We start from the raw sequence: 19,811 nt of genomic DNA, 5'->3' as shown, positions 1-19,811 counted from the left end.
TACAAATTCGGACAAGAAGAAGAAACCTACAACATCGTGGCAGCCCACGGCTACTTCGGTCGGTTAATCTTCCAATACGCTTCCTTCAACAACAGCCGTTCCTTGCACTTCTTGTTAGGTGCATGGCCCGTCGTCGGCATCTGGTTCACCTCTTTGGGAATCAGCACGATGGCATTCAACCTGAATGGTTTCAACTTCAACCAGTCAGTGATTGACAGCCAAGGCCGGGTCATCAACACTTGGGCAGATGTCATCAACCGCGCCAACCTGGGTATGGAAGTGATGCACGAGCGCAACGCTCACAACTTCCCCCTCGACTTGGCAGCCGGTGAGTCCACCCCAGTGGCTCTGATGGCTCCCAGCATCAATGGCTAATCGCTAGAGACAAGATATATCGCGTCTCTACATCAAAAGCGCCTCCCACAAGGGGGCGCTTTTTTATTGGGAACCACAGATAGAGCCAGATTGTATCAATCCAATCTATCGGGGGTTTAGGATAAATATGGAAGCATACAGATTGGAGATAGGACAACGGTTTACACACGTCCCTTAGCTCGTCTCATCGAGCAACTACAACGGTTGCCAGGAGTTGGCCCGAAAACTGCACAACGTCTGGCACTGCATATTATTAAGCGATCGCCCGAAGAAGTAGAAACACTGGCTCAAGCTTTAGTTGAGGCGAAAAAGCAAGTGGGTTTATGTCAGGTGTGCTTTCACCTCTCGGCTGAACCTGTCTGCGATATTTGCCGTAACTCTAACCGCGACAACAGCACGCTCTGTGTGGTGGAAGATTCCCGTGATGTGATTGCGCTGGAAAAAACTCGCGAATATAGCGGCAAGTATCACGTCTTGGGAGGCATCATTTCACCGATGGATGGAATTGGCCCCGACCAACTAAATATTCAACCGCTCGTGCGGCGAGTGAGCCAGCAAAAAATTAAAGAAGTGATTTTGGCAATTAGTCCCAGTGTGGAAGGTGAGACAACAACCCTGTATGTCGGTCAATTACTAAAGCCGTTTACCAAGGTGACGCGGATTGCTTTTGGTTTACCGATGGGCGGTGATTTAGAGTATGCCGATGAGGTGACACTAGCACGAGCCTTAGAAGGGCGCAGAGAGTTGGATTAAGCAAGTAGAACCCTAGAATTGCTAGATCCCTCTTCTGACAAACTGGGGTAAAAGCTTGATTTCTCATGGGCTGTAATACTGTAAATTCATCGAATTCTCTCAAAATGACACAAGAGGGAGATTAGCAATGAGTCATTAGCAGCCAGTAGATAATCTGGGTATTCTAGTCACTTAAATAGGGCTTCTAACTCAACTTTTGCTTAACGAAAGCCATCATCTGAGCCAATTGTTTTTTCAGTGCCGGAATTTCAGCGACTTGTTCCTTCAATCCCTTAATTTCAGCCTGCATTGCCGCCATTTTTTCATTTAATGCCTTAATTTCAGCCGATGCATCTGTAGAGTCAGCAACGACTGCGGTTGTCTGAGCAGAAAGTGTTCCAGCTTGTGGGCGTGGCAATTTGGCTTTAGCGATCGCCGACTGGATTGCCTGATTTAAGTGCTTCTCATTGAAGGGCTTCTCTAGGAATTCAAAATACTCAAACGGTTCTGAAAGTTTCTCCATCACTTCCGCTTTCCGCCCAGAGATGACCACTAAAGGAATCATCTGGAGTTCGGGCGAAGCTTGAAGTTGCCCAAAAACCTCCCAACCGCTCATGCGAGGCAGAATCCAATCCAAAATAATGACATTCGGATGCTCTTGACGGATGAGATTAAGTCCCTCTTCCCCATCTTTTGCTTCTAAAACTTGAAAGTTGCCCGGAGGCAACATTTCTGGCAATGAAGCCCGAATGACTTTAGCATCATCAACAATTAGGATTTTTTGAGTTGCTCCCGCTTTCTGAACGTCGGGAGCCGTTGGGGTTCCTTTAGCGGCTGGTGCTGTTTGGGCACCAGCCGCTGCGGCTTGCCGACGAGGCAGTTTCGCCTTAGCCATTGCTGATTTCATCGCCTGAATCAGCGTCTTCTGCTCCAACGGCTTGGCAACAAATTCAAAATACTCAAACGGTTCTGGAATTTTGTGTGTAACTTCTTCTTTACGTCCTGATGTCACCACTAAAGGAATCTTTTGGAGTTCCGGAGAGACTTGAATTTGTTGAAAGACTTCCCAGCTACTAGGCTGAGATGACAGGAAATCCAGCACGATTAAATTGGGGCGTTCTTTTCGGATTAAATTCAGTCCTTCTTGAGAGTCTTTTGCTTCGAGAACTTCAAAGTTACTCTGGGGCAATAGCTTGCGGACTAGACTCCGACTGGTGCTGCTGTCATCGATAACCAGGATCTTGTTACTTGGCATAACTAACTCCTAGGAGTGGTGACTGAGGACATTCCATGAAACAAGGAACTCAACCGTAAGAACGCCCCGATTACGAGTCAGATGAGCTGGAAGATTGAATGGGGACAGGATCTAAATGCTGAGGTGTATTCTATAAATGCTAGCGATTACTTCAGCTTTTGTTTAATGAATGTCACAATTTGAGCTAGCTGTTTTTTCAAGCCATCAACCTCACTAGGTATCGCTGCCATTGGAGCCACCTGTTTCTTCAAGGCGTCAATCTCAGCTTGCATCTTGGCAATCTTGGCATTTAACTGCTGAATGTCTGCTGACGCAACCCCTGAATCTGGTGGGACTGTATCCTTAGCGACGGCTGGCTGCGGTGCTGATGGTACTACCACCGGGCGGTTTCTTGCTTTTGCCATCGCTGTCTTGATAGCGGCAATCAGTTGCTTCTGGTCAAAGGGCTTGGGTATGAATTCAAAATATTCAAAAGGTTCTGAGATTTTCTCTGTCACCTCTTCTTTCCGACCAGACATTAAAACGAGAGGAATTGACTGAAGTTCGGGCTTACTTTGAATCTGCTGAAACACCTCCCACCCGCTCATTTTGGGCAAGAGAAAATCTAACATAATCAAGTTCGGGTGTGACTGGTAGATCAGATTCATGCCTTCCAGACCGTCTTTTGCTTCTAAAATTTCAAAGTTACCCGGTGGTAACATATCTCGTACTGTATTTCTGATCACTCGACTGTCATCAATCACCAGAATTTTGTGACCTGCCACGACTGACTCCTTAGGGGTAATTTAAAGAAAAACTAAAGTTGATTTGAGCCGACTGCTGCCTTGCCGCTAATTTCAGCAAGATGAGCGGCTAGCAGAAAACTGCCTCGCGTTCATACCAATCAGGATAATTTGGAATGTGTAGTACAAGTGTGTCTGCGCTACAGAACTATGATTTCTATACCCGATTACGGTAAACCAACGCTAGCGCCGTAATGGGGATTCTCATGAGTGCGTGGTATACAGCAACACAATGGCTTGCCTGATATCCTCACTCTTCGATCGTCTTGACATACAAAAACATAAAGCCAAAAAGCTAGCAGCGTGCCTAATTCTAGATTAATCCGGTCTGACCTGAAAGGGAAAAAAACTAAGGCAGAAGCAGAATCAGAGTTAGAGTCGAATGATTTAAGATTTGTATCATAGGACTGACGCATTGCCCGACAACGTAGGGGCTTTTTTGGGTTGTGCCTGTACTGGCTATCCTGTACTGGCTATATAGACAAAGGCGCAGGAAAGCAGGCGAGATAGTGGTTCTCACTCGATCGGAACCTCACCCCCAGCGCCTCAACCTTCACGGAGAGGGGAGAATATTGAACCAAATCCGCGAACAGAGAGGGGCTGAGGTGGGGTTAAACCGTACTGCATCCAATAGAGAGTTGCTATGGAAATTGTTGTAAGCTCTTGAGTTTAGGAGTTTGGCTGCGTAAGTTCTGTATTATACGGATGCTCATTGAGCTGGTAGCCCAGAAAAAAACATGAATTTGCCTATCGAAACGAATGCTCGACAAATTCAGCCTGATGTACAAGCGTGGAGGTCAGAAATTGAGGCGCTACCGCCTTGGTTGCGACGCTCCATCGGGAAAGCAAGCGACATTTCGACGGTGCAGCGAATTATTAAGCAGCGGCAAATTCACACGATTTGCGAAGAGGGGCGCTGTCCGAACCGGGGAGAGTGTTATACCCAAAAGACAGCAACGTTTCTGCTGATGGGGCAAACTTGCACCCGTGCCTGTGCTTTTTGTCAAGTGGAGAAAGGGCACGCACCGATGCCATTAGATCCGGAAGAACCGCAAAAGGTGGCTCAGGCGGTGCAGTTGCTTTCTTTGCACTACGTGGTGCTGACTTCGGTGGCGAGAGATGATTTGCCGGATGGGGGGGCAAGTTGGTTTGCGGCGACGATGGCAGCGATAAGACAGATGAACTCGGAAACGCTGATTGAGGTGTTGACGCCAGATTTCTGGGGGGGTAAGGATGCGGTGGAGAAACAACGGCAACGAGTCGCAACGGTGGTTGCAGCGTCACCCGTTTGTTATAACCACAATATTGAGACGGTGGAGCGTCTGCAAGGACGGGTGCGACGGGGGGCACAGTATGAGCGATCGCTTGATGTTCTCCGGATTGTGAAAGAACTTGACTCCACAATTGCCACGAAATCCGGCTTGATGCTGGGACACGGAGAAACTGAAGCCGAAGTGATTGAGGCGATGACCGATTTGCGGAATGCTGGATGCGATCGCATTACCCTCGGTCAGTATATGCGCCCTTCACTAGAACATCTACCAGTCCAAAAATACTGGACGCCAGAAGAATTTGAGCATCTGGAAGCGATCGCGCGGGAAATGGGCTTTGCTCACGTCCGTTCCGGTCCCCTCGTCCGCAGTTCCTACCACGCGGGAGAGAGTGCTTAAAGTCAAGAAGCCAGGGGAGGAAAAAAGAATTTTTCTATTGATCGTGCATCGGGAAAGCGCCTATCAAGGTCTAGGCTGCTTTCAGGAAGACTGCGGTAAATGAAAATATTTCTATCGAGCCGTGCTAATTGTGACAGCTCTTTGGTATTTCTTGATAAAGTCCAAAATTAGGAGCAAATGCTTATGACTGCACAAGCCAAGAAACCAAAAGGTTCTCTTACCCAAACGAGTAAGCCTCCCTATCCTTTCCGCACTATCGTTTCGCTGATCCTCTTAGCTGGTAACTTCCTGGTTGCAGCGATTTATTTCCACATCATCAACCCGTAATCCATCTCTAAGAAAACTGAATCTACAGTTTTGAGGTTAGGGCGAATGACAACGATGAAGGCGGAAGGGAGAAGGATGGATAGCCTGTTGATTCATCCTTCATCCTTCATCCTTCATCCTTTTATAGGGTGCCCTTGAACAAGCCTTGGGGACGGACAAGCAGAATTAAGACCATGATCAAGAGGGCAACACCCTGCTTGTATTCAGACCCCAGGAAGGGGACGCTGAGTTCTTGGGCGATACCAATTACCAACGCACCTGCGATCGCGCCGTAGGGGTTGCCAATCCCGCCGAGAATCACCGACGCAAACATCGGCAAAATCAAAAACCAGCCCATGTTGGGGCGTATGCCCGTAATCAGCCCGTACATGGCTCCTCCCAGGGACGTAAAAACGCCGGTAATCAGCCAAGTCCAAATCACCACGCGCTCAACGTTAATGCCTGAGACGCGAGCGAGATCGATATCATCCGCAACTGCTCTCATTGCCTTCCCGATTTTGGTGTTCTGCAACAGGAAATGCAGCCCCAACATTGCGAGGACGGCTAAAACCATGACAACGATCCGGTAATAAGCCACGTTGACTCCGAAGATGTTGAGGGCGGAGGCAATTGGCAAATTGTAGCGCTGGTTGCCTCCTCCCCAAATGAAAATGATGCCATTGCGGAGAAACAAGGCAAGTCCAATCGAGATGATGATCAGGGTGGTAGGGGAGGCACGGCGTGCCCGCATTGGTTTCCAGAGCAGCTGTTCGCTCAGTAGCATCGCCGCCACCGTTCCCCCCGCGCCTAGAATCATTGACAGCCAAATATTTATCCCACTGATATTCGCTAACCAGGTAAGATACGCGCCCAAGGTCATAAAATCGCCATGAGCAAAGTTGGAAAGGCGCAAAATTCCATAAGTCAGCGTTAGACCAATCGCCGCTAGCGCAATGATGCAACCCACGGCGATGCCATTCACAATTAATTGAGCAGTTTGTACATCCATTCACTTGACTCTCCAGTTGACTGGAGATTTCATAATAGCGATTGAAACAATAATCCTGAATTTACACTATGACACTACAACTGAAAGTTCCCAGCATGGCTTGTTCTGTCTGTGTAGACACGATTTCTAAGGCAGTTGCCACTCTTGACCCCACCGCGAAGGTAGAGGCTGATACCAAAACCAAGCTCGTAAGTGTGGAAACACAACAGCCAGCAGACAAAGTCAGGGAAGCGATCGCGAACGCTGGATATCCTGTCGCCTAGCGATAAGATTATCGCAAAGGTTAGGGGAAATTTGGATGCAGCAGTGGAGCAGAAAATTAACACTCGTCTTCGCCGCTGGCGCTTTGGGAGGACTGGCAAATAGTCTTGCTGTTTGGCTGTTTGGAGTTCTGGGCATCACTGCTGCCTTGGGGGTGAAAATTGCGCCAGCTTTGACCCCAGATTGGCTGTATCCTCGCATCGTTTGGGGCGGTTTATGGGGATTTCTCTTTGTCTTGCCTTTTCTGCGTTACCCCTCTTGGTTGCGAGGGATTGTCTTGCGAGGAATTGTCTATAGTCTTGCGCCGACACTGGCGCAATTACTGATTGTATTTTCGGTGAAAGCGAATCAAGGGCTGCTAGGGTTGAAACTGGGAGTTTTAACTCCACTGTTTGTATTATTTTTTAATGCCATTTGGGGAATAACTGCGGCTTTTCGGCTTAAGTTTATCGAAGAAAAGCGGCTTTCTACAAATAGGTACGAATCAGGCAATAATTTTTAGGGAAAGCGAAAGTAATTTCTGTTTGCTGGAATTTCATTTAAGTTACTAACAATTTCTAACGCTCGCTCCTTTTTCTCGCATACATCGCACTTATCAAAAAATTGAAATCAATGCCAAGAACAGCCTTTGCGAGGAGGGGTAGGGGTGAGTTTATGTACTGCATCTAATAGAGAATTGCTATATTCGCCCGTATATAAAATCGACTTCGGCGCTACAACCCATACAAATTCCGTAAGCCGTGTCATCAGTCCCTTCTAGCCATTCAAACTTTGTGCCTTTGCAGAAGGGGCAGTACGCAGTGCTAGGTAAATTGCCGATGATACACTTCCACTTTGATTGATTCGATCTTAATTTCTGCTCTAGTGAAGTGGCGGAATTAACAGGTAAACGCCATATTTCTTCTAGTAAATCATTTACCCTAGCCGCTACGTCATTGATGTCTTGGATATTTAAGTAGCCACATCGGACAGCGCGACTTATCAAGACATCGGTTTTCTCCTCAATATGAACTAAGGTGCTGTTAGGAGCGATCGCTCTACATTCCCAGCCAGCAGAGATAGGGACTTCTTTTTGGTATGCCAAAATTAAGCGATCGAAAACGTTGAGTTGATTTTCAGTAACAAAAGCAACCCAGCGCTCGCCCCCAATTCGTTTGAAAGCTTTACCGAGATGAGCTTTTAACAAAGTATCGAATCCTAAAATATCTTTATCTACTTCTTCGTGACCTAAGTAAAGGTTGCGCCGCTTCGTATCAGCCAAATCAAAAATTGCTAGATAACCAGGTAACAATGGCTCTATGCAAAGCTTTAATTCTGCAATTAGCTGGTCGCGCATGAGTGCCTTCTTCTAAACAGATGGGGGTGGTGGGGTAGCGAGAAGCGGAATTATCGATGCATACGCGATCGCTCTTTTAACCACGAATATGGCACGCAAAATTTTTTCTCTACCCCTTGACTCTCCAGTTAACTAGAGAGATTAACCTAAAATCATCGAGTTAGAGAAAGTTATGGAAACACATTCTCTGAAGTTACAAGGAATGAGTTGTGCGGCTTGCGCCGGTGCGATAGAAAAAGCGATTCGCAATGTTCCAGGCGTCAGCGAGTGTAACGTTAACTTCGGCATGGAACAGGCGACTGTTAAGTACGAGCCTCAGCAAACGAGTTTAGAGGAAATTCAGCAGGCTGTCACCGACGCCGGATATACAGCCGCGCCAGTTCGAGAATTCGGAAGCAAAGAAGATGATACCGAAGCAGCCACCCGCCGTCAGGAACGGCAAGATTTGGCGCGGAAAGTGGTATTCGGCGCAGCGATTAGTATTGTGCTGGTGGTGGGGTCAATTCCGGCAATGACTGGATTGCACCTCCCCTTAATTCCGGCATGGTTGCATAATTCTTGGGTGCAGCTAGTGTTGACAACGCCAGTTTTATTTTGGTGCGGTCAATCTTTTTTCACAGGTGCGTGGAAAGCTTTGAAGCGTCACACGGCTGATATGAATACGCTGATTGCGCTGGGTACAGGTGCGGCGTATTTCTACTCGCTGTTTGTGACTGTATTTCCAGAATTCTTGGAGGGAATTACAGATGTCTATTACGAAACAGCGGCGGTTGTCATTACTTTAATTCTGCTAGGACGGTTTTTAGAAACTCGCGCCAAGGGGCAAACGTCGGAAGCAATTCGCAAATTGATGGGTTTGCAAGCGAAAACAGCACGTTTGATCCGCAATGGACAGGAAATCGATGTTCCGGTTGAAGCCGTCCAAGTGGGCGATGTGGTTTTAGTGCGTCCTGGCGAACAAATCCCCGTGGATGGGGAAGTGGTAGAAGGCACGTCTAGTGTCGATGAAGCGATGGTGACGGGTGAAAGCTTGCCTGTGAAGAAACAGGCGGGGGATGAAGTGATTGGGGCGACGATTAATAAAACTGGCAGTTTTCAGTTTCGGGCGACGAGAGTTGGACGAGATACGGTGTTGGCTCAAATTGTCCGACTGGTGCAACAAGCGCAAGGTGCCAAAGCCCCAATTCAGCGATTAGCGGATCAAGTAACCGGGTGGTTTGTGCCAGTGGTGATTGCGATCGCGATCGCTACTTTTATTATCTGGTTCGACGTGATGGGCAATCTCACAATGGCCCTGATGACAATGGTGGGAGTGTTAATTATTGCTTGTCCCTGTGCTTTGGGTTTAGCAACGCCGACTTCTGTGATGGTGGGAACCGGAAAAGGTGCGGAAAACGGCATCTTAATTAAAGGTGCTGACAGTCTGGAAGTGGCGCATAAAATTCAAACGATTGTGTTGGATAAAACGGGGACTTTGACTCAGGGAAAACCCACCGTTACCGACTACAACACGATGGTGGGAACTGCCTACAGCAACGAGATAAAACTATTAAGGTTAGCGGCAGCCGTTGAACGCAATTCCGAACATCCTTTGGCTGAAGCGGTTGTGAGGTATGCCCAATCTCAGGAAGTACAGTTTCCATTACCAGAGGCGAAAAATTTTGAAGCGATCGCAGGTAGTGGCGTTCAAGGGATTGTATCAGACCGACTGGTGCAAATTGGTACTCAGCGTTGGATGGATGAATTAGGGATTGAAACACTACCTTTGCAAGGACAAAAAGTTGCTTGGGAATCTGCTGGTAAAACTGCCGTCTGGATTGCGGTAGATGGCGAAATGCAGGGATTAATTGGCATTGCCGATGCCCTCAAACCCTCTTCCGCAGGCGTTGTGCGATCGCTACGCCGGATGGGTTTAGAAGTGGTGATGCTAACCGGGGATAACCGCAAAACAGCAGACGCGATCGCGCAAGAAGTTGGCATCACGCGAGTGTTTGCAGAAGTCCGTCCCGACCAGAAAGCCGCTAAAGTCCAGGAACTGCAAGCCGAAGGCAAAGTGGTGGCAATGGTAGGTGATGGCATCAACGACGCCCCAGCACTGGCACAAGCAGACGTGGGGATAGCGATTGGCACCGGAACCGATGTCGCGATCGCAGCTAGCGATATCACCCTCATTTCTGGCGACTTGCAAGGGATTGTCACTGCGGTTCAATTAAGTCGCGCCACGATGCAAAATATTCGCCAAAATCTCTTCTTTGCCTTCATTTACAACGTCGCTGGAATTCCGATTGCTGCTGGTATTTTATTCCCGATTTTTGGTTGGTTACTGAACCCAATGATTGCGGGTGCAGCGATGGCATTCAGTTCGGCTTCTGTTGTCAGTAACGCTTTGCGCTTGCGGAATTTTCAGCCGCGAGTAAATTTCTAAGTACATAGAAAAGGAGGAAATATGGTAACTCAAAAAAAATTGTTGAGTAATCTTCTGGTTTTGTGGATTTTGCTCTCGGTTTTCTCAGGAACACCCGCAAAAGCCGCTTCAGCCGAGGCACCAATGCCCACAAACCAATTTCGTCAAATTCAGCAACCTTTTGAGCTAAAACTGGGTCTTACTTTAGGCGGGTTGGCTTTAATTGGGTTAGAACTTTGGTGGTTTCTGGTGAGTAAAACTCAAGCTCAACAAGCGACAGCAAATCAAGGAATTCAGGAACTGACTATCCAAGTAGATGGCGGTTACGATCCAAATCGAGTCGTCGTGAAAGCAGGGCAACCTGTGCGGCTCAATTTTTTCAGAAAAGACCCCAGTAGTTGTCTGGAAAAAATCATTTTACCGGATTTTCACATTGCTAAAGATTTGAATTTGAATCGGCTGACACCTGTGGAATTCACACCAAAAACCCCAGGCGAATATCCCTTTACCTGTGGAATGAATATGGCTAGAGGTGTCTTGGAAGTAAAAGCAGCCGGAACGGCAAATCAAGAGGAGTAAAATAATGAAAAATAAGTCAATGCTTTTGGGTTTGGTTGGTTTAGTGGCAGGAAGCGCGATCGCTACAGGCGCAGTCACTCATACGATGAAAATGAAGGATGGAACGATGCAAGCGACCTCTACAAACACTAGGAATGACTCCCATAAGGGGCATCACACGGCTGGAACCGACCCTCATGAGGGACATCAGATGGGGCACGGATCGAAGCACGAATCGGCGCACGAATCGATGCCTGAAACTGAGGCAGCGCAGGCGAAGCTGACGATTCAAGGAACAATTACCCCAAACAAACCCGTTTCTTTAGCGATTGATATTCAAGACAAATCCGGGAAAGCGATCGTTAAGTTTGACACTTTTCAAGAAAAACTGATGCACTTGATTGTTGTCAGTGACGATCTCCAGTTTTTCAGCCATCTTCATCCCACCTACAAGCAGAATGGGCGTTTTGAAGTCGAGGCAAGTTTTCCTCAACCGGGTAATTACACTCTTTTGAATGACTACAAACCAGCCGGTCAAAAGGAACAAGTCTCGGCAGTAAAAACACGGATTCCTGGTAAAATTTCACCTGCACCAGCAATCGATCTAAATCAGTTTAAAACTTTCGGAAATACAAAAGCAAATCTTGTATTTTCTGAGCCAACCCTCAAAGCAGGTAAAGATGTTACCTTAACGTTTGATCTGCGAGACGCTTCTAACACTCAACCCGTCAAAGACTTGCAACCGTACTTAGGAGAAAAAGGTCATTTAGTCATTCTCCGACAGTCACCAAGCTTAACAGCCGCAGATTACATTCACGCCCATGCCATGAAAGATACTCCTGAAGGTCAGGTTCTTTTCCATACCAAATTTCCCGAACCAGGAAAATATAAACTCTGGGGTCAGTTTAACCGCAACGGTAAGATTGTTACCGCTGATTTTTGGGTAGAAGTTCTCTAACACAATGAATTCAACCCCTTGAGCATACCTATAGCAATCCTAATTTCACTCGCAACACCATTCTTTCTCTCTTCTTCTCTTCTCTCTGCGCCCTCTGCGTCCTCTGCGGTTCGTTAAAAACAACAAAGATAAATTTCACATTGGATTGCTATAGCCTTGCTCAACAAACTTAGACAAACTTACCTCATCGGAAATGGCTAACTTGGTGTAGACGATAAACACAATTCCTAAGCTTCTTCTCCCCAAGTTTTTAGCTGAAAATACACTAGCACCAGCGTTACTGCTAACAGCACAGTTGCCGCCGCTGCGGCATAACCAAAATCAAATTGGGCAAACGCTTGGTCGTAGATGTAGTAAACCAGCAAATTAGTCGAGTTTAATGGCCCGCCGCCGGTAATGACGTAAACTTGCTCGAAACTCCGCAGGGTAAAAATAGCCGTCGTGACGGTGGCAAAGATGAGAGTTGGACGCAATCCTGGCAGGGTAATGTACCAAAATTGCTGCCAGGAATTGGCACCATCTAGTTCTGCCGCTTCATAGCGACTGGAGGGAATCGCCTGCAACCCTGCCAAAAACACCACCATATTGAAACCCAATTGCTTCCAAATGCTTAACAAAATCAGCACTGGCATCGCCCAAAACGTGCTACCCAGCCAGGAAATCGGTTCAATTCCGATAGCATTTAGAAATGCGTTAACTGGCCCTTCGGTTTGAAACAACCAGCGAAACCCCAAACCAGCTGCCACAAGACTAACGATTGAGGGGATAAAATAGGCAGTTCGCAGGATTCCTCGCAGGGCAAAGGCACGATTTAATAGCACTGCTAAACCCAAAGGAATTACCAAACTGGGAATCACCGTGGCAATGGTGAAATAAGCAGTGTTACCGAGAACTTGCCAAAAGTCAGGACTCAGCATGAGACGCCAGTAGTTTCTCAATCCCACTAAGCGCACACCCGCAGAGGTAAAGCTACCCGTGGTAAAACTGAGGTAAAACAAATAAGCGATAGGCCATAGGAGAAAAAGCCCTAATAGAATTAAGGCAGGGGTCAGAAAAATCCAGGCAGCGATCGCATCATTATCTAACAGATGCCTCCGAGAAAAGTGCGTATTTTTCATTGAGCGATTGGCTTACCGTTGAATCTTAGCGTCGTAGCGTTATTCTACCTGGCGGCACTGCTAAGATCCTGTTAATCTCTGGTCAGTAACTGATACCGTGAACATAACCGTATTCAAGCAACGCAGCCAACACCCTGGTTTCCGAATGCTTAGCGGATTGCTTGGGTTACTCGCTATCTATGGATGTAATTCAACCAATACACCTTCAGATTCTTCTTCTCCCAGCGCTGCTAATGCCAATTTAGGGACAGATCGATGGGTAGGACAATGGCAAGTCAACAATCCATCATCCAGTCAGGCGGTAAAATTTGTATTGACGCCAGAGGGTAAATTATTTCTCCTCCCGCCTGAAACGTCCTCTGAGTCCTTGGTTGCTTATGAAATCCCGGTTCAAAAGCTTTCTGATTCACCTGATTTACCTCCCAATACTAAAATCGTTGATATTCAGGAAGCCTTTAACAATCAAGCAACCAAGGCAAAACAATCTGAAGGGAAAACGTACATCGGTGCGATGAACCGTTCACAACAAGCTTATTACTTGGAAAATAATAAATTCGGTACAACAATTGAGCAGCTAGGGATTGGGATTAAGCCAGAGACAGAGAGTTATAATTACAAAATTGTACCTCAAGGTAATGGCACTCAAAGGGTGATGCACACTGCCAAAGCCAAGCGCCCCGAACTTAATAGCTACACGGGTGCTGTATTTGTTGTCACAAATAATGGTGAAAATATTACAAGAACAGTAATTTGCGAAACAGATAAACCCTCATCCACACCGCCTGCAATGCCAACGCATCCGAAGGACATATCTGGGGAAATTCAGTGTCCGGCTGGTTCCCATTTACTACAACGTTAAAGACTGCATGATTAGCAATTTAGCACCACCTGACTCCACACCTAGCCTAATTTCACCAACGGTTCCTCCCAATCTTTTGAGTGATCGCTCTCCTTTAAAATTAGGTGTGATGGCGTCGGGAAATGGCAGTAATTTCGAGGCAGTTGCAGAAGCGATCGCGCTAACGTTAGGCTACGCTCTGTATCTCAATACAATCGATACTGGTAAAATCCTTTTAATCTCCCGGCTGTTACGTGCATGAGTAAGACTTTCTTCAAGCATTGCTATTTTCAAGTTGGTTTGCCAATCCTGCTTTTACTAGGGTTACTTAGTAGTATCGCCACCAGTGTAAATGCTCAAGCTGCGAACGAAACTGACAGGATGCGAGAAGGTGAAGCTAAACAGTATATTGCAGCAGTGAGCCGCGCTTAAGTGTAGATTTTCCATGCAAAAGTTTAGTTGCCGTTAAATGTCAGCGCTGTAGGGTTATTCTACCTGAAGGAGCTGTAAAATTTTGTTAATCTGCTGATGGTGAACTGTATGAACAAAACTATCTTGAAGCTTTATAAATTTTCGGCTGGGTTGCCAATCTTTAATAAATTAATCGCCTCTAGCCTATTATTTGGGCTGCTGGGTGGAATTGCTGCCATTGCCAATGCTCAAGTCCAAAACCCAGCCGAAAGGGCGCGACAGGCGGAACCTCAACAAATCATGGATATGTTGAACCGCGCTCAACAAGATTTTTATCGAGAATATGGTAGGTTTGCCTCAAAAATTGAGCATTTGGGATTCTGCAATTTGCAAAAGTCAAAAAACTACGGCTATATAATTTTCCCTCCAAACGATCCTACCCAGAGCGTACTGATGGTTGCCAAACCTTTTCGCCCGGATCTCAAAATGTACTCAAGCGGAGTATTTGTTACCAAAACTCAAGATAAATCTTTTACGGTTGCTGGGGTTTGTGAAACTATTAAATCCGTTGCCATACCTGGTATACCGAAGTATTCCAACAAGGGAAAGTCGCCAATTGAATGTCCTGCTGGTTATCAGCTTGTGAAGTAGTGAATCCTGAAAAGGAAGTAACTTGGCGGCAGTGAGTTAAGCTAACGCTACGCTTTGTATGTCAATACAATCGATACTGGTAAAATCCTTTTAATCTCTCGGCTGTTACGTGCATGAGTAAGACTTTCTTCAAGCATTGCTACCTTCAAGTTGGTTTGCCAATCCTGCTTTTACTTGGGTTACTTAGTAGTATCGCCACCAGTGTAAATGCTCAAGATCCAAACCAAACCGAGAGGACGAGAGAAAATCCTTCAACTAGGAATCAAACGGATAGTACGCGAGAAGGTGAAGCTAAACAGTATATTGCCGCAGTGAACCGCGCTCAACAAGCTTACTATCTTCAAAATGGCAAATTTGCCACATCGATGCAGCAGCTAGGGTTGGGACTTCAAGGCCAGACGCAGAATTATCGCTACAGGATAGTCCTCCAACGTCAGAATAGTGCTTCTACCTCTGCAAGCGAACAGCCGAGTCTGTATGGTCAGCCGAGCGATCGCGTCGAGAGTGTGATGATGATTGCCGTTGCTAGACGCCCTGCACTTAAAAGCTATACAGGTGGAGTGTTTGCCACGATCTCTGTGCGTGCAACCAGTACCAGGGCTGTTGTTTGCGAAACCGATAAACCCTCAGCTTCGCCTCCGATACCGCAAGATGGTAGAAATCAATCCGGGCAAATTACCTGTATTGCTGGTTCCCGTTTATTAAGAGGTTGAAGGCTACATGAGTGATAATTCTGGATCGGTTCATACCCCCAGCTTAGTTTCACCGTCCGTTTATCCCAGCTTTTTTGGTGATGCTACACCGTTAAAATTGGGAGTGATGGCATCTGGGAATGGTAGTAATTTTGAGGCGGTAGCAGAAGCGATCGCGCAACAGCATCTCAATGCCCAAATTCAAGTTTTGATTTACAATAATCCCGGTGCAAAGGCAGCAGCAAGAGCCGAAAAGTGCGGCGTTCCGGCTGTTTTGCTGAATCACCGAGACTTTAATAGCCGCGAAGAGTTGGATCAAAAAATTGTTGAAACTTTACAACAGTATCAGGTGGAATGGGTGATAATGGCGGGTTGGATGCGAGTCGTCACGCAAGTTTTAGTTGATGCTTTCCCCGACCGAATTATTAATATTCATCCCAGTTTGTTACCCAGTTTCAAGGGTATCAACGCAGTAGAGCAAGCCTTGAATACTGGGGTAAAAATTACTGGCTGTACGGTTCATCTAGTAAGTGTGGAAGTTGATAGCGGTAAGATTTTGCTACAAGCCGCTGTGCCAATTTTGCCGGACGACACACTAGAAAAGCTACACGCCCGGATTCAAGTTCAGGAACACAAGATATTACCGCAAGCGATCGCTTTGGCAGCCGCGATCGCATTAACAAGATAAAAGCTATCGAAGTTTTATTTGATTTCTGAAAAAACGAACCGCAGAGGACGCAGAGAAGAAGAAGAGAGAATTTTACAACTAATCGCAGTTTCCCTTGTCTTTCTCAACAATCGATATCCTAATTCTTAAAATTTATGCCTTTTTAGTATCCAGCTTCCAAAGGCAGCTGGATATTAAATTTGTCGTAATGTGAGCCACAATTGGCACTAGCAAATTACCCGTCTCCAAGGCGCTATAACCGAGTAGCAATCCTACAGTGGTTGCCCACGCTGCATAAGGCCATTGTTGAGGGCCACTCAGATGTAGGATGCCAAAGCAAAAACTCGATCCTACTAGCCCAACCCAGTTTAATCCCACTGCTGGCAGCATTACACCCCGAAATAGCAATTCTTCACTTAAACCGGGCAAGAGTCCTAACCAGATCAAATCAGGCCAAAATAAGGGTTTTAGGACTAATTCTAGATAGTAGTCGGCGCTGCGCTGATAACCAGACCATAGGCGATAGATGACGCTACTGGCACCCGTAATTCCTAGCCCAATTCCGACGCCCAAAAGTAATGCTTCTAGGGTCGGGCGCACGGGCATGACGGAAAACGAGCCAAAATGGAGGGACAGTTTGGCGATGACGAGCAATACAACCGCTGTCACCCCCATCGCAATTAAAATTTGGGTGCGCGTCAGGGATTCGATTTCCGGATCGGTAGGAAGCTGTTTTGCCACTTCGGAAAGATGAAGGATGAAGGGTAAAAGTAGAGGATTGTCAGCCTTACTGAATTCTGACTAGCGAAGACAGGGTTGGACTAATGGCACCTGGACTAATGCCAGCTCGATGGGCCACCAAAACACCGAGTGCTTCTAAATATGAGTTTACCCGCAATGCTTTAATTCCCACTTGTTCTGGAGGAACTTGCATCTGAGTTTTATTTTCTTCGACGGCAATAATCTGCGATCGCGTTTGGCTTAAACTCAGGATTGCACTGCCGCCACAAGCAGTTGCGGGTACGACGACGGCATCGACTCGATCTGCCCACACATCTCCAGGTAAGGTCGTACCACTGTGGGTTTTTCCAATAAACTGGGGGGCGCGACTCAGACCAACCAGAACGCAGGGTAAAAAAGTATAGCCTAATTCCTCGGCAGCTGAGCGGGGAGACAGGTGCGGATCGAGGGGCAGGGGTAATAAAGCTGGGGCGTGGGCACAGGGGATTTGAAAGGTTCGCACGATTAGGTGGCTAATTACAGCTTCAGCACCGGCGAGGGGGTCAACTCCCTGCCCGTGTCGGTAACTTTCCAGCGCCTCGGTTTCGATGTCATCGGGGAAACGGGCAACGACTGCGATCGCTTCTGCCCTCGCCTTAGTAATCAGTACCTCTGCTGCCCGTAATAAACTATCAGGATTTCCAATCGTCCCCCAACTAGCTCCCGATGCCGCTGTCCGCAGTTCCACCCCAAGCGGGGCGTCTGTCACTACATAATCTGTGAGATTCAATCCCAGCGTGGCTCTCGTGGCATCCGCTGCCTGGAGATGCCGCAACCGCAGTTCGGGTTCAATTCCTTGGTCGAGGATTAAACCGACCCGGTTCTGATGCACGGGTCGCAGTCCCCAGCACCCAGCCGCAAATTTGTCAAGTCCGTAGCCTTCCACATAGAAAGCGTTGGGCAAATTCCAGTACAACTGGGCACCGTTGAGGACATTGGGGTGGGTAATCAGGATGTCGGAGATTTGCGCGATCGCTCTTGCCACTGGCAGCGCATCCCCCGCATATCCCCCAACTGCTGCCCCAACCCCAGTCGGGACAATTAAGACAACCGTGTAAGGACGCCGATTCACTGAGCTGAGTCGGATGCGACTGTGACGATTGCCTCAACGTGGGCTTTCTGCTGTTCGACATCTACAGAAGCGATCGCCCAGCGCAAGGGTTCTCCCCGTTTTTCCAATTCTGCCTCAATAGCAGAGTGTAACTGCACTGGCGATTCCTGAAGGTCAATTTCTGCGGTAATAAAGTGTGTCGTCATCTTAGTGGTTCTAGTACGGAATATTGAAATACCAGTTTGCCCTGTGCTGAATTAAGGCTAAATGACCGCAGGCTTTGTTTGAAAAGCCGCGAAATTACTTGTCGAGTCTGAGTAGCCCTACTTCTGGAACTGCCCGAATTGTAGCTCGTACAGTTCGTCTTCTTTCCCACTCTCAATTTTCAAATCGGAGCGGGGATAAGCAACGCAGAGTAGTACATAGCCTTGTGCCTGAAGCTCTGGACTGACGCCCATGCCATCCCCCTGTTCTACCTTGCCTTCTAGAACCTTAGCCGCACAGGTAGTACAAACTCCCGCATTGCAAGAGCTGGGCAGGTCTAACCCAGCAGCATAGGCAACCTGAAGGATCGTTTTATCCTCTGGCACTTCAAGGGTCTGAGTATTGCCTTGATCGTAAATTTCAACTTTATGTGTCTTGGACATGAGCAGCAATGGCTAGAGGGAATGCTTCCCCACGGAAACTAAACTTTCTTTATTGTTCCATGAATCAATTAGCTACTCACCCCGTCAAACCATAATGCCTAGAAATGAGAAACCCCAGCTTTGAAGGAGCTGGGGCTGAAGGAATTTTCACGTTGTCTTTGTCTTAAAACGAGTAGAAAGTAAAGGCTCCAACAATCACTGTGAAGACAACAGCACTCAAGATGTTGTTGAAGAGTCGCCCTACTTCAGGATTATCTCCCAGCGCCGCATCGTTACGACCAGCGGTAAAGAACAACGACCAAGCTTGATTAGCAGTGATGGGCGCAAAGTTGTTGAAATCAGTGTTAAAGACAGTCGGCGCAAACTGATAGCGGGCATCAAAGTCAAAGTCAGTCTTCATAACCGAACTCCTAAGTATTGGAAATAAGTGTCTGAAACTTCTCTTTCTTCAGGTTTAGCTGACACTCAATGCAGTCAGAACCAGCAGGGTGACAAACAAAGTAGCGATCGCGCCTTGAAAAGCGTAGCGACGCTGCTGCTCTGGTGAAGGGGACTCGGCAAAGTACACCGCAGGCTCAGCTGCATAGTTGTTGAGGATGCCTCTTTCGTCGGTGGTGTATTTCATGGCTGTTTGTCCTGGTTGGTTGTATTGCTCTGTAAATCTTGAATAACTTAGCTGACACCCAATGCAGTCAGAACTAGCAGGGTGACAAACAAAATAGCGATCGCGCCTTGAAAAGCGTAGCGACGCTGTTGCTCTGGTGAGGGGGATTCGGCAAAGTACACCGCAGGCTCGGCTGCATAGTTGTTGAGGATGCCTCTTTCGTCGGTGGTGTATCTCATGGTTGTTTGTCCTGGTTTGTTGTATTTATCCGTAAATCTTGAAATCTCGAATAACTTAGCTGACACCCAATGCAGTCAGAACCAGCAGGGTGACAAACAAAATAGCGATCGCGCCTTGGAAAGCGTAGCGACGCTGCTGCTCTGGTGAGGGGGGTTCGGCAAAGTACACCGCAGGCTCGGCTGCATAGTTGTTGAGGATGCCTCTTTCGTCGGTGGTGTATTTCATGGTTGTCTTTCCTTTGTTTCTTTATGTTAACTATTGTAACAGTATGTAAATAAATTGCAACAATCTAGAAACTTTTTGTTATACGCTTTGCTTTGGGCAGTGATAGGTGCTGCTTAAGTGGGTCTATAGCGGTTCTCACATGAGAGGAATACACTCTGAGGTATCAGGAGCAACGTAGTAACAGCAATGAGTGAACCAGCCAATCATGTCTTTAATGGTGACTGAATTGAATGCTTCTGTA

Annotated in this window: 27 protein-coding genes and 2 pseudogenes; 15 read left to right on the top strand and 14 right to left on the bottom strand. The window is 47.1% G+C overall.

Translation table 11 applies throughout. From position 1 onward, the window contains the following. Together NC994_RS26805 and recR are read left to right on the top strand one after the other, a co-directional pair. A pseudogene (locus NC994_RS26805) lies at positions 1-375 on the top strand (photosystem II q(b) protein); the annotation flags it as partial. 141 nt (positions 376-516) lie between these two features. Continuing rightward, positions 517-1,128, top strand: coding sequence for a recombination mediator RecR (recR, locus tag NC994_RS26800; protein WP_190411240.1), 612 nt, complete (start codon positions 517-519; stop codon positions 1,126-1,128). Between the two features lie 184 nt (positions 1,129-1,312). Here the strand turns inward: recR and NC994_RS26795 are convergent, their stop codons facing one another. From NC994_RS26795 to NC994_RS26785, 3 genes and pseudogenes are all read right to left on the bottom strand, one after another. Beyond that, positions 1,313-1,885 carry a response regulator gene (locus NC994_RS26795; protein WP_347276593.1) on the bottom strand — a complete coding sequence of 191 codons (573 nt, stop codon included), beginning with the start codon at positions 1,883-1,885 and terminating at the stop codon, positions 1,313-1,315. 138 nt (positions 1,886-2,023) lie between these two features. Further along, positions 2,024-2,362 (bottom strand): annotated as a pseudogene (locus tag NC994_RS26790) (response regulator); the annotation flags it as partial. 146 nt (positions 2,363-2,508) lie between these two features. Continuing rightward, positions 2,509-3,126: a response regulator gene (locus tag NC994_RS26785; protein WP_190411228.1), complete on the bottom strand. Its 618-nt coding sequence runs from the start codon at positions 3,124-3,126 to the stop codon at positions 2,509-2,511. 755 nt (positions 3,127-3,881) lie between these two features. On the opposite strand from NC994_RS26785, the gene lipA reads away from it, so the two are divergent. After that, entirely contained in the window at positions 3,882-4,814 is a 933-nt protein-coding gene (gene lipA / locus NC994_RS26780) for a lipoyl synthase (RefSeq protein WP_190439403.1), read from the top strand. Positions 4,815-4,997: 183 nt separating this feature from the next. Next, complete coding sequence (locus NC994_RS26775) at positions 4,998-5,141, top strand: photosystem I protein PsaX (protein ID WP_190411226.1); 144 nt, start codon at positions 4,998-5,000, stop codon at positions 5,139-5,141. 121 nt (positions 5,142-5,262) lie between these two features. On the opposite strand, the gene NC994_RS26770 is transcribed toward NC994_RS26775, so the two are convergent. Further along, positions 5,263-6,129 carry a branched-chain amino acid ABC transporter permease gene (locus tag NC994_RS26770; RefSeq protein ID WP_190411225.1) on the bottom strand — a complete coding sequence of 289 codons (867 nt, stop codon included), beginning with the start codon at positions 6,127-6,129 and terminating at the stop codon, positions 5,263-5,265. Between the two features lie 68 nt (positions 6,130-6,197). On the opposite strand from NC994_RS26770, the gene NC994_RS26765 reads away from it, so the two are divergent. Both NC994_RS26765 and NC994_RS26760 read left to right on the top strand, forming a co-directional pair. Continuing rightward, positions 6,198-6,392: a heavy-metal-associated domain-containing protein gene (locus NC994_RS26765; protein ID WP_190439400.1), complete on the top strand. Its 195-nt coding sequence runs from the start codon at positions 6,198-6,200 to the stop codon at positions 6,390-6,392. A 35-nt stretch (positions 6,393-6,427) separates the two neighbouring features. After that, positions 6,428-6,892, top strand: a complete 465-nt coding sequence (locus NC994_RS26760; RefSeq protein WP_190439397.1) for a hypothetical protein — start codon at positions 6,428-6,430, stop codon at positions 6,890-6,892. Between the two features lie 177 nt (positions 6,893-7,069). On the opposite strand, the gene NC994_RS26755 is transcribed toward NC994_RS26760, so the two are convergent. After that, a complete protein-coding gene (locus tag NC994_RS26755; protein ID WP_190439394.1) occupies positions 7,070-7,726 on the bottom strand; it encodes a hypothetical protein in 657 nt (218 codons plus the stop codon). A 172-nt stretch (positions 7,727-7,898) separates the two neighbouring features. On the opposite strand from NC994_RS26755, the gene NC994_RS26750 reads away from it, so the two are divergent. The 3 genes from NC994_RS26750 to NC994_RS26740 are packed head-to-tail and all read left to right on the top strand — an operon-like array spanning position 7,899 to position 11,646. Continuing rightward, positions 7,899-10,151: a heavy metal translocating P-type ATPase gene (locus NC994_RS26750; protein ID WP_190439393.1), complete on the top strand. Its 2,253-nt coding sequence runs from the start codon at positions 7,899-7,901 to the stop codon at positions 10,149-10,151. Positions 10,152-10,172: 21 nt separating this feature from the next. Continuing rightward, on the top strand, positions 10,173-10,709 hold the full coding sequence (locus NC994_RS26745) for a cupredoxin domain-containing protein (RefSeq protein ID WP_190439390.1): 537 nt from the start codon (positions 10,173-10,175) through the stop codon (positions 10,707-10,709). A 4-nt stretch (positions 10,710-10,713) separates the two neighbouring features. Continuing rightward, positions 10,714-11,646: a hypothetical protein gene (locus tag NC994_RS26740; protein WP_190439387.1), complete on the top strand. Its 933-nt coding sequence runs from the start codon at positions 10,714-10,716 to the stop codon at positions 11,644-11,646. A 227-nt stretch (positions 11,647-11,873) separates the two neighbouring features. Here the strand turns inward: NC994_RS26740 and NC994_RS26735 are convergent, their stop codons facing one another. After that, positions 11,874-12,764, bottom strand: a complete 891-nt coding sequence (locus NC994_RS26735; RefSeq protein WP_190439385.1) for a sugar ABC transporter permease — start codon at positions 12,762-12,764, stop codon at positions 11,874-11,876. Positions 12,765-12,861: 97 nt separating this feature from the next. On the opposite strand from NC994_RS26735, the gene NC994_RS26730 reads away from it, so the two are divergent. The 6 genes from NC994_RS26730 (at position 12,862) to purN (ending at position 16,044) form a co-directional block, all read left to right on the top strand. Then, entirely contained in the window at positions 12,862-13,623 is a 762-nt protein-coding gene (locus tag NC994_RS26730) for a type IV pilin-like G/H family protein (RefSeq protein ID WP_190439382.1), read from the top strand. Positions 13,624-13,630: 7 nt separating this feature from the next. Further along, positions 13,631-13,864, top strand: a complete 234-nt coding sequence (locus tag NC994_RS26725; protein WP_190439378.1) for a hypothetical protein — start codon at positions 13,631-13,633, stop codon at positions 13,862-13,864. Next, a complete protein-coding gene (locus NC994_RS26720) occupies positions 13,861-14,034 on the top strand; it encodes a hypothetical protein (RefSeq protein ID WP_190439376.1) in 174 nt (57 codons plus the stop codon). The genes NC994_RS26725 and NC994_RS26720 overlap by 4 nt, the downstream gene beginning before the upstream one ends. Before the next feature lie 108 nt (positions 14,035-14,142). Next, complete coding sequence (locus tag NC994_RS26715; RefSeq protein ID WP_190439374.1) at positions 14,143-14,664, top strand: type IV pilin-like G/H family protein; 522 nt, start codon at positions 14,143-14,145, stop codon at positions 14,662-14,664. A 113-nt stretch (positions 14,665-14,777) separates the two neighbouring features. After that, positions 14,778-15,377, top strand: a complete 600-nt coding sequence (locus NC994_RS26710) for a type IV pilin-like G/H family protein (RefSeq protein ID WP_190439372.1) — start codon at positions 14,778-14,780, stop codon at positions 15,375-15,377. 7 nt (positions 15,378-15,384) lie between these two features. Then, complete coding sequence (gene purN / locus NC994_RS26705) at positions 15,385-16,044, top strand: phosphoribosylglycinamide formyltransferase (RefSeq protein ID WP_190439370.1); 660 nt, start codon at positions 15,385-15,387, stop codon at positions 16,042-16,044. A gap of 132 nt (positions 16,045-16,176) precedes the next feature. Here purN and NC994_RS26700 read toward each other — a convergent pair whose 3' ends face one another. From NC994_RS26700 to NC994_RS26665, 8 genes are all read right to left on the bottom strand, one after another. Beyond that, entirely contained in the window at positions 16,177-16,764 is a 588-nt protein-coding gene (locus NC994_RS26700) for a CPBP family glutamic-type intramembrane protease (RefSeq protein ID WP_190439367.1), read from the bottom strand. Between the two features lie 46 nt (positions 16,765-16,810). Then, on the bottom strand, positions 16,811-17,875 hold the full coding sequence (locus NC994_RS26695) for a DUF3326 domain-containing protein (RefSeq protein WP_190411213.1): 1,065 nt from the start codon (positions 17,873-17,875) through the stop codon (positions 16,811-16,813). Then, positions 17,872-18,060 carry a hypothetical protein gene (locus NC994_RS26690; protein ID WP_190439363.1) on the bottom strand — a complete coding sequence of 63 codons (189 nt, stop codon included), beginning with the start codon at positions 18,058-18,060 and terminating at the stop codon, positions 17,872-17,874. Before NC994_RS26690 ends, NC994_RS26695 begins: the two co-directional genes overlap by 4 nt. 117 nt (positions 18,061-18,177) lie before the next feature. Further along, the gene (locus NC994_RS26685; protein ID WP_190439361.1) at positions 18,178-18,501 is read right to left on the bottom strand and encodes a 2Fe-2S iron-sulfur cluster-binding protein; all 324 of its coding nucleotides are present in this window, start codon (positions 18,499-18,501) and stop codon (positions 18,178-18,180) included. Positions 18,502-18,664: 163 nt separating this feature from the next. After that, complete coding sequence (locus tag NC994_RS26680) at positions 18,665-18,901, bottom strand: hypothetical protein (protein ID WP_190411210.1); 237 nt, start codon at positions 18,899-18,901, stop codon at positions 18,665-18,667. Positions 18,902-18,955: 54 nt separating this feature from the next. Next, positions 18,956-19,126 (bottom strand): ssl1498 family light-harvesting-like protein, encoded by a 171-nt coding sequence (locus NC994_RS26675; RefSeq protein ID WP_190411209.1) that lies wholly within the window; start codon positions 19,124-19,126, stop codon positions 18,956-18,958. Positions 19,127-19,173: 47 nt separating this feature from the next. Next, on the bottom strand, positions 19,174-19,344 hold the full coding sequence (locus NC994_RS26670; RefSeq protein WP_190439358.1) for a ssl1498 family light-harvesting-like protein: 171 nt from the start codon (positions 19,342-19,344) through the stop codon (positions 19,174-19,176). 55 nt (positions 19,345-19,399) lie between these two features. Further along, entirely contained in the window at positions 19,400-19,570 is a 171-nt protein-coding gene (locus NC994_RS26665; protein WP_190439357.1) for a ssl1498 family light-harvesting-like protein, read from the bottom strand. Positions 19,571-19,811 lie beyond the last annotated feature (241 nt).

The organism is Trichocoleus sp. AS-A1 (genome assembly GCF_039962015.1).
Lineage (GTDB): Bacteria > Cyanobacteriota > Cyanobacteriia > Cyanobacteriales > FACHB-T130 > FACHB-T130.
The sequence above is the reverse complement of the archived record's forward strand: the minus strand, read 5'-3'. Positions and strand labels throughout refer to the sequence as shown.

Coding starts and splice junctions, on each gene's coding strand:
- lipA (WP_190439403.1), top strand. CDS start 3,882: ATGAATTTGCCTATCGAAACGAATGCTCGACAAATTCAGCCTGATGTA.
- NC994_RS26775 (WP_190411226.1), top strand. CDS start 4,998: ATGACTGCACAAGCCAAGAAACCAAAAGGTTCTCTTACCCAAACGAGT.
- NC994_RS26770 (WP_190411225.1), bottom strand. CDS start 6,129: ATGGATGTACAAACTGCTCAATTAATTGTGAATGGCATCGCCGTGGGT.
- NC994_RS26765 (WP_190439400.1), top strand. CDS start 6,198: ATGACACTACAACTGAAAGTTCCCAGCATGGCTTGTTCTGTCTGTGTA.
- NC994_RS26760 (WP_190439397.1), top strand. CDS start 6,428: ATGCAGCAGTGGAGCAGAAAATTAACACTCGTCTTCGCCGCTGGCGCT.
- NC994_RS26755 (WP_190439394.1), bottom strand. CDS start 7,726: ATGCGCGACCAGCTAATTGCAGAATTAAAGCTTTGCATAGAGCCATTG.
- NC994_RS26750 (WP_190439393.1), top strand. CDS start 7,899: ATGGAAACACATTCTCTGAAGTTACAAGGAATGAGTTGTGCGGCTTGC.
- NC994_RS26745 (WP_190439390.1), top strand. CDS start 10,173: ATGGTAACTCAAAAAAAATTGTTGAGTAATCTTCTGGTTTTGTGGATT.
- NC994_RS26740 (WP_190439387.1), top strand. CDS start 10,714: ATGAAAAATAAGTCAATGCTTTTGGGTTTGGTTGGTTTAGTGGCAGGA.
- NC994_RS26735 (WP_190439385.1), bottom strand. CDS start 12,764: ATGAAAAATACGCACTTTTCTCGGAGGCATCTGTTAGATAATGATGCG.
- NC994_RS26725 (WP_190439378.1), top strand. CDS start 13,631: ATGATTAGCAATTTAGCACCACCTGACTCCACACCTAGCCTAATTTCA.
- NC994_RS26720 (WP_190439376.1), top strand. CDS start 13,861: ATGAGTAAGACTTTCTTCAAGCATTGCTATTTTCAAGTTGGTTTGCCA.
- NC994_RS26715 (WP_190439374.1), top strand. CDS start 14,143: ATGAACAAAACTATCTTGAAGCTTTATAAATTTTCGGCTGGGTTGCCA.
- NC994_RS26710 (WP_190439372.1), top strand. CDS start 14,778: ATGAGTAAGACTTTCTTCAAGCATTGCTACCTTCAAGTTGGTTTGCCA.
- purN (WP_190439370.1), top strand. CDS start 15,385: ATGAGTGATAATTCTGGATCGGTTCATACCCCCAGCTTAGTTTCACCG.
- NC994_RS26690 (WP_190439363.1), bottom strand. CDS start 18,060: ATGACGACACACTTTATTACCGCAGAAATTGACCTTCAGGAATCGCCA.
- NC994_RS26685 (WP_190439361.1), bottom strand. CDS start 18,501: ATGTCCAAGACACATAAAGTTGAAATTTACGATCAAGGCAATACTCAG.
- NC994_RS26680 (WP_190411210.1), bottom strand. CDS start 18,901: ATGAAGACTGACTTTGACTTTGATGCCCGCTATCAGTTTGCGCCGACT.
- NC994_RS26675 (WP_190411209.1), bottom strand. CDS start 19,126: ATGAAATACACCACCGACGAAAGAGGCATCCTCAACAACTATGCAGCT.
- NC994_RS26670 (WP_190439358.1), bottom strand. CDS start 19,344: ATGAGATACACCACCGACGAAAGAGGCATCCTCAACAACTATGCAGCC.
- NC994_RS26665 (WP_190439357.1), bottom strand. CDS start 19,570: ATGAAATACACCACCGACGAAAGAGGCATCCTCAACAACTATGCAGCC.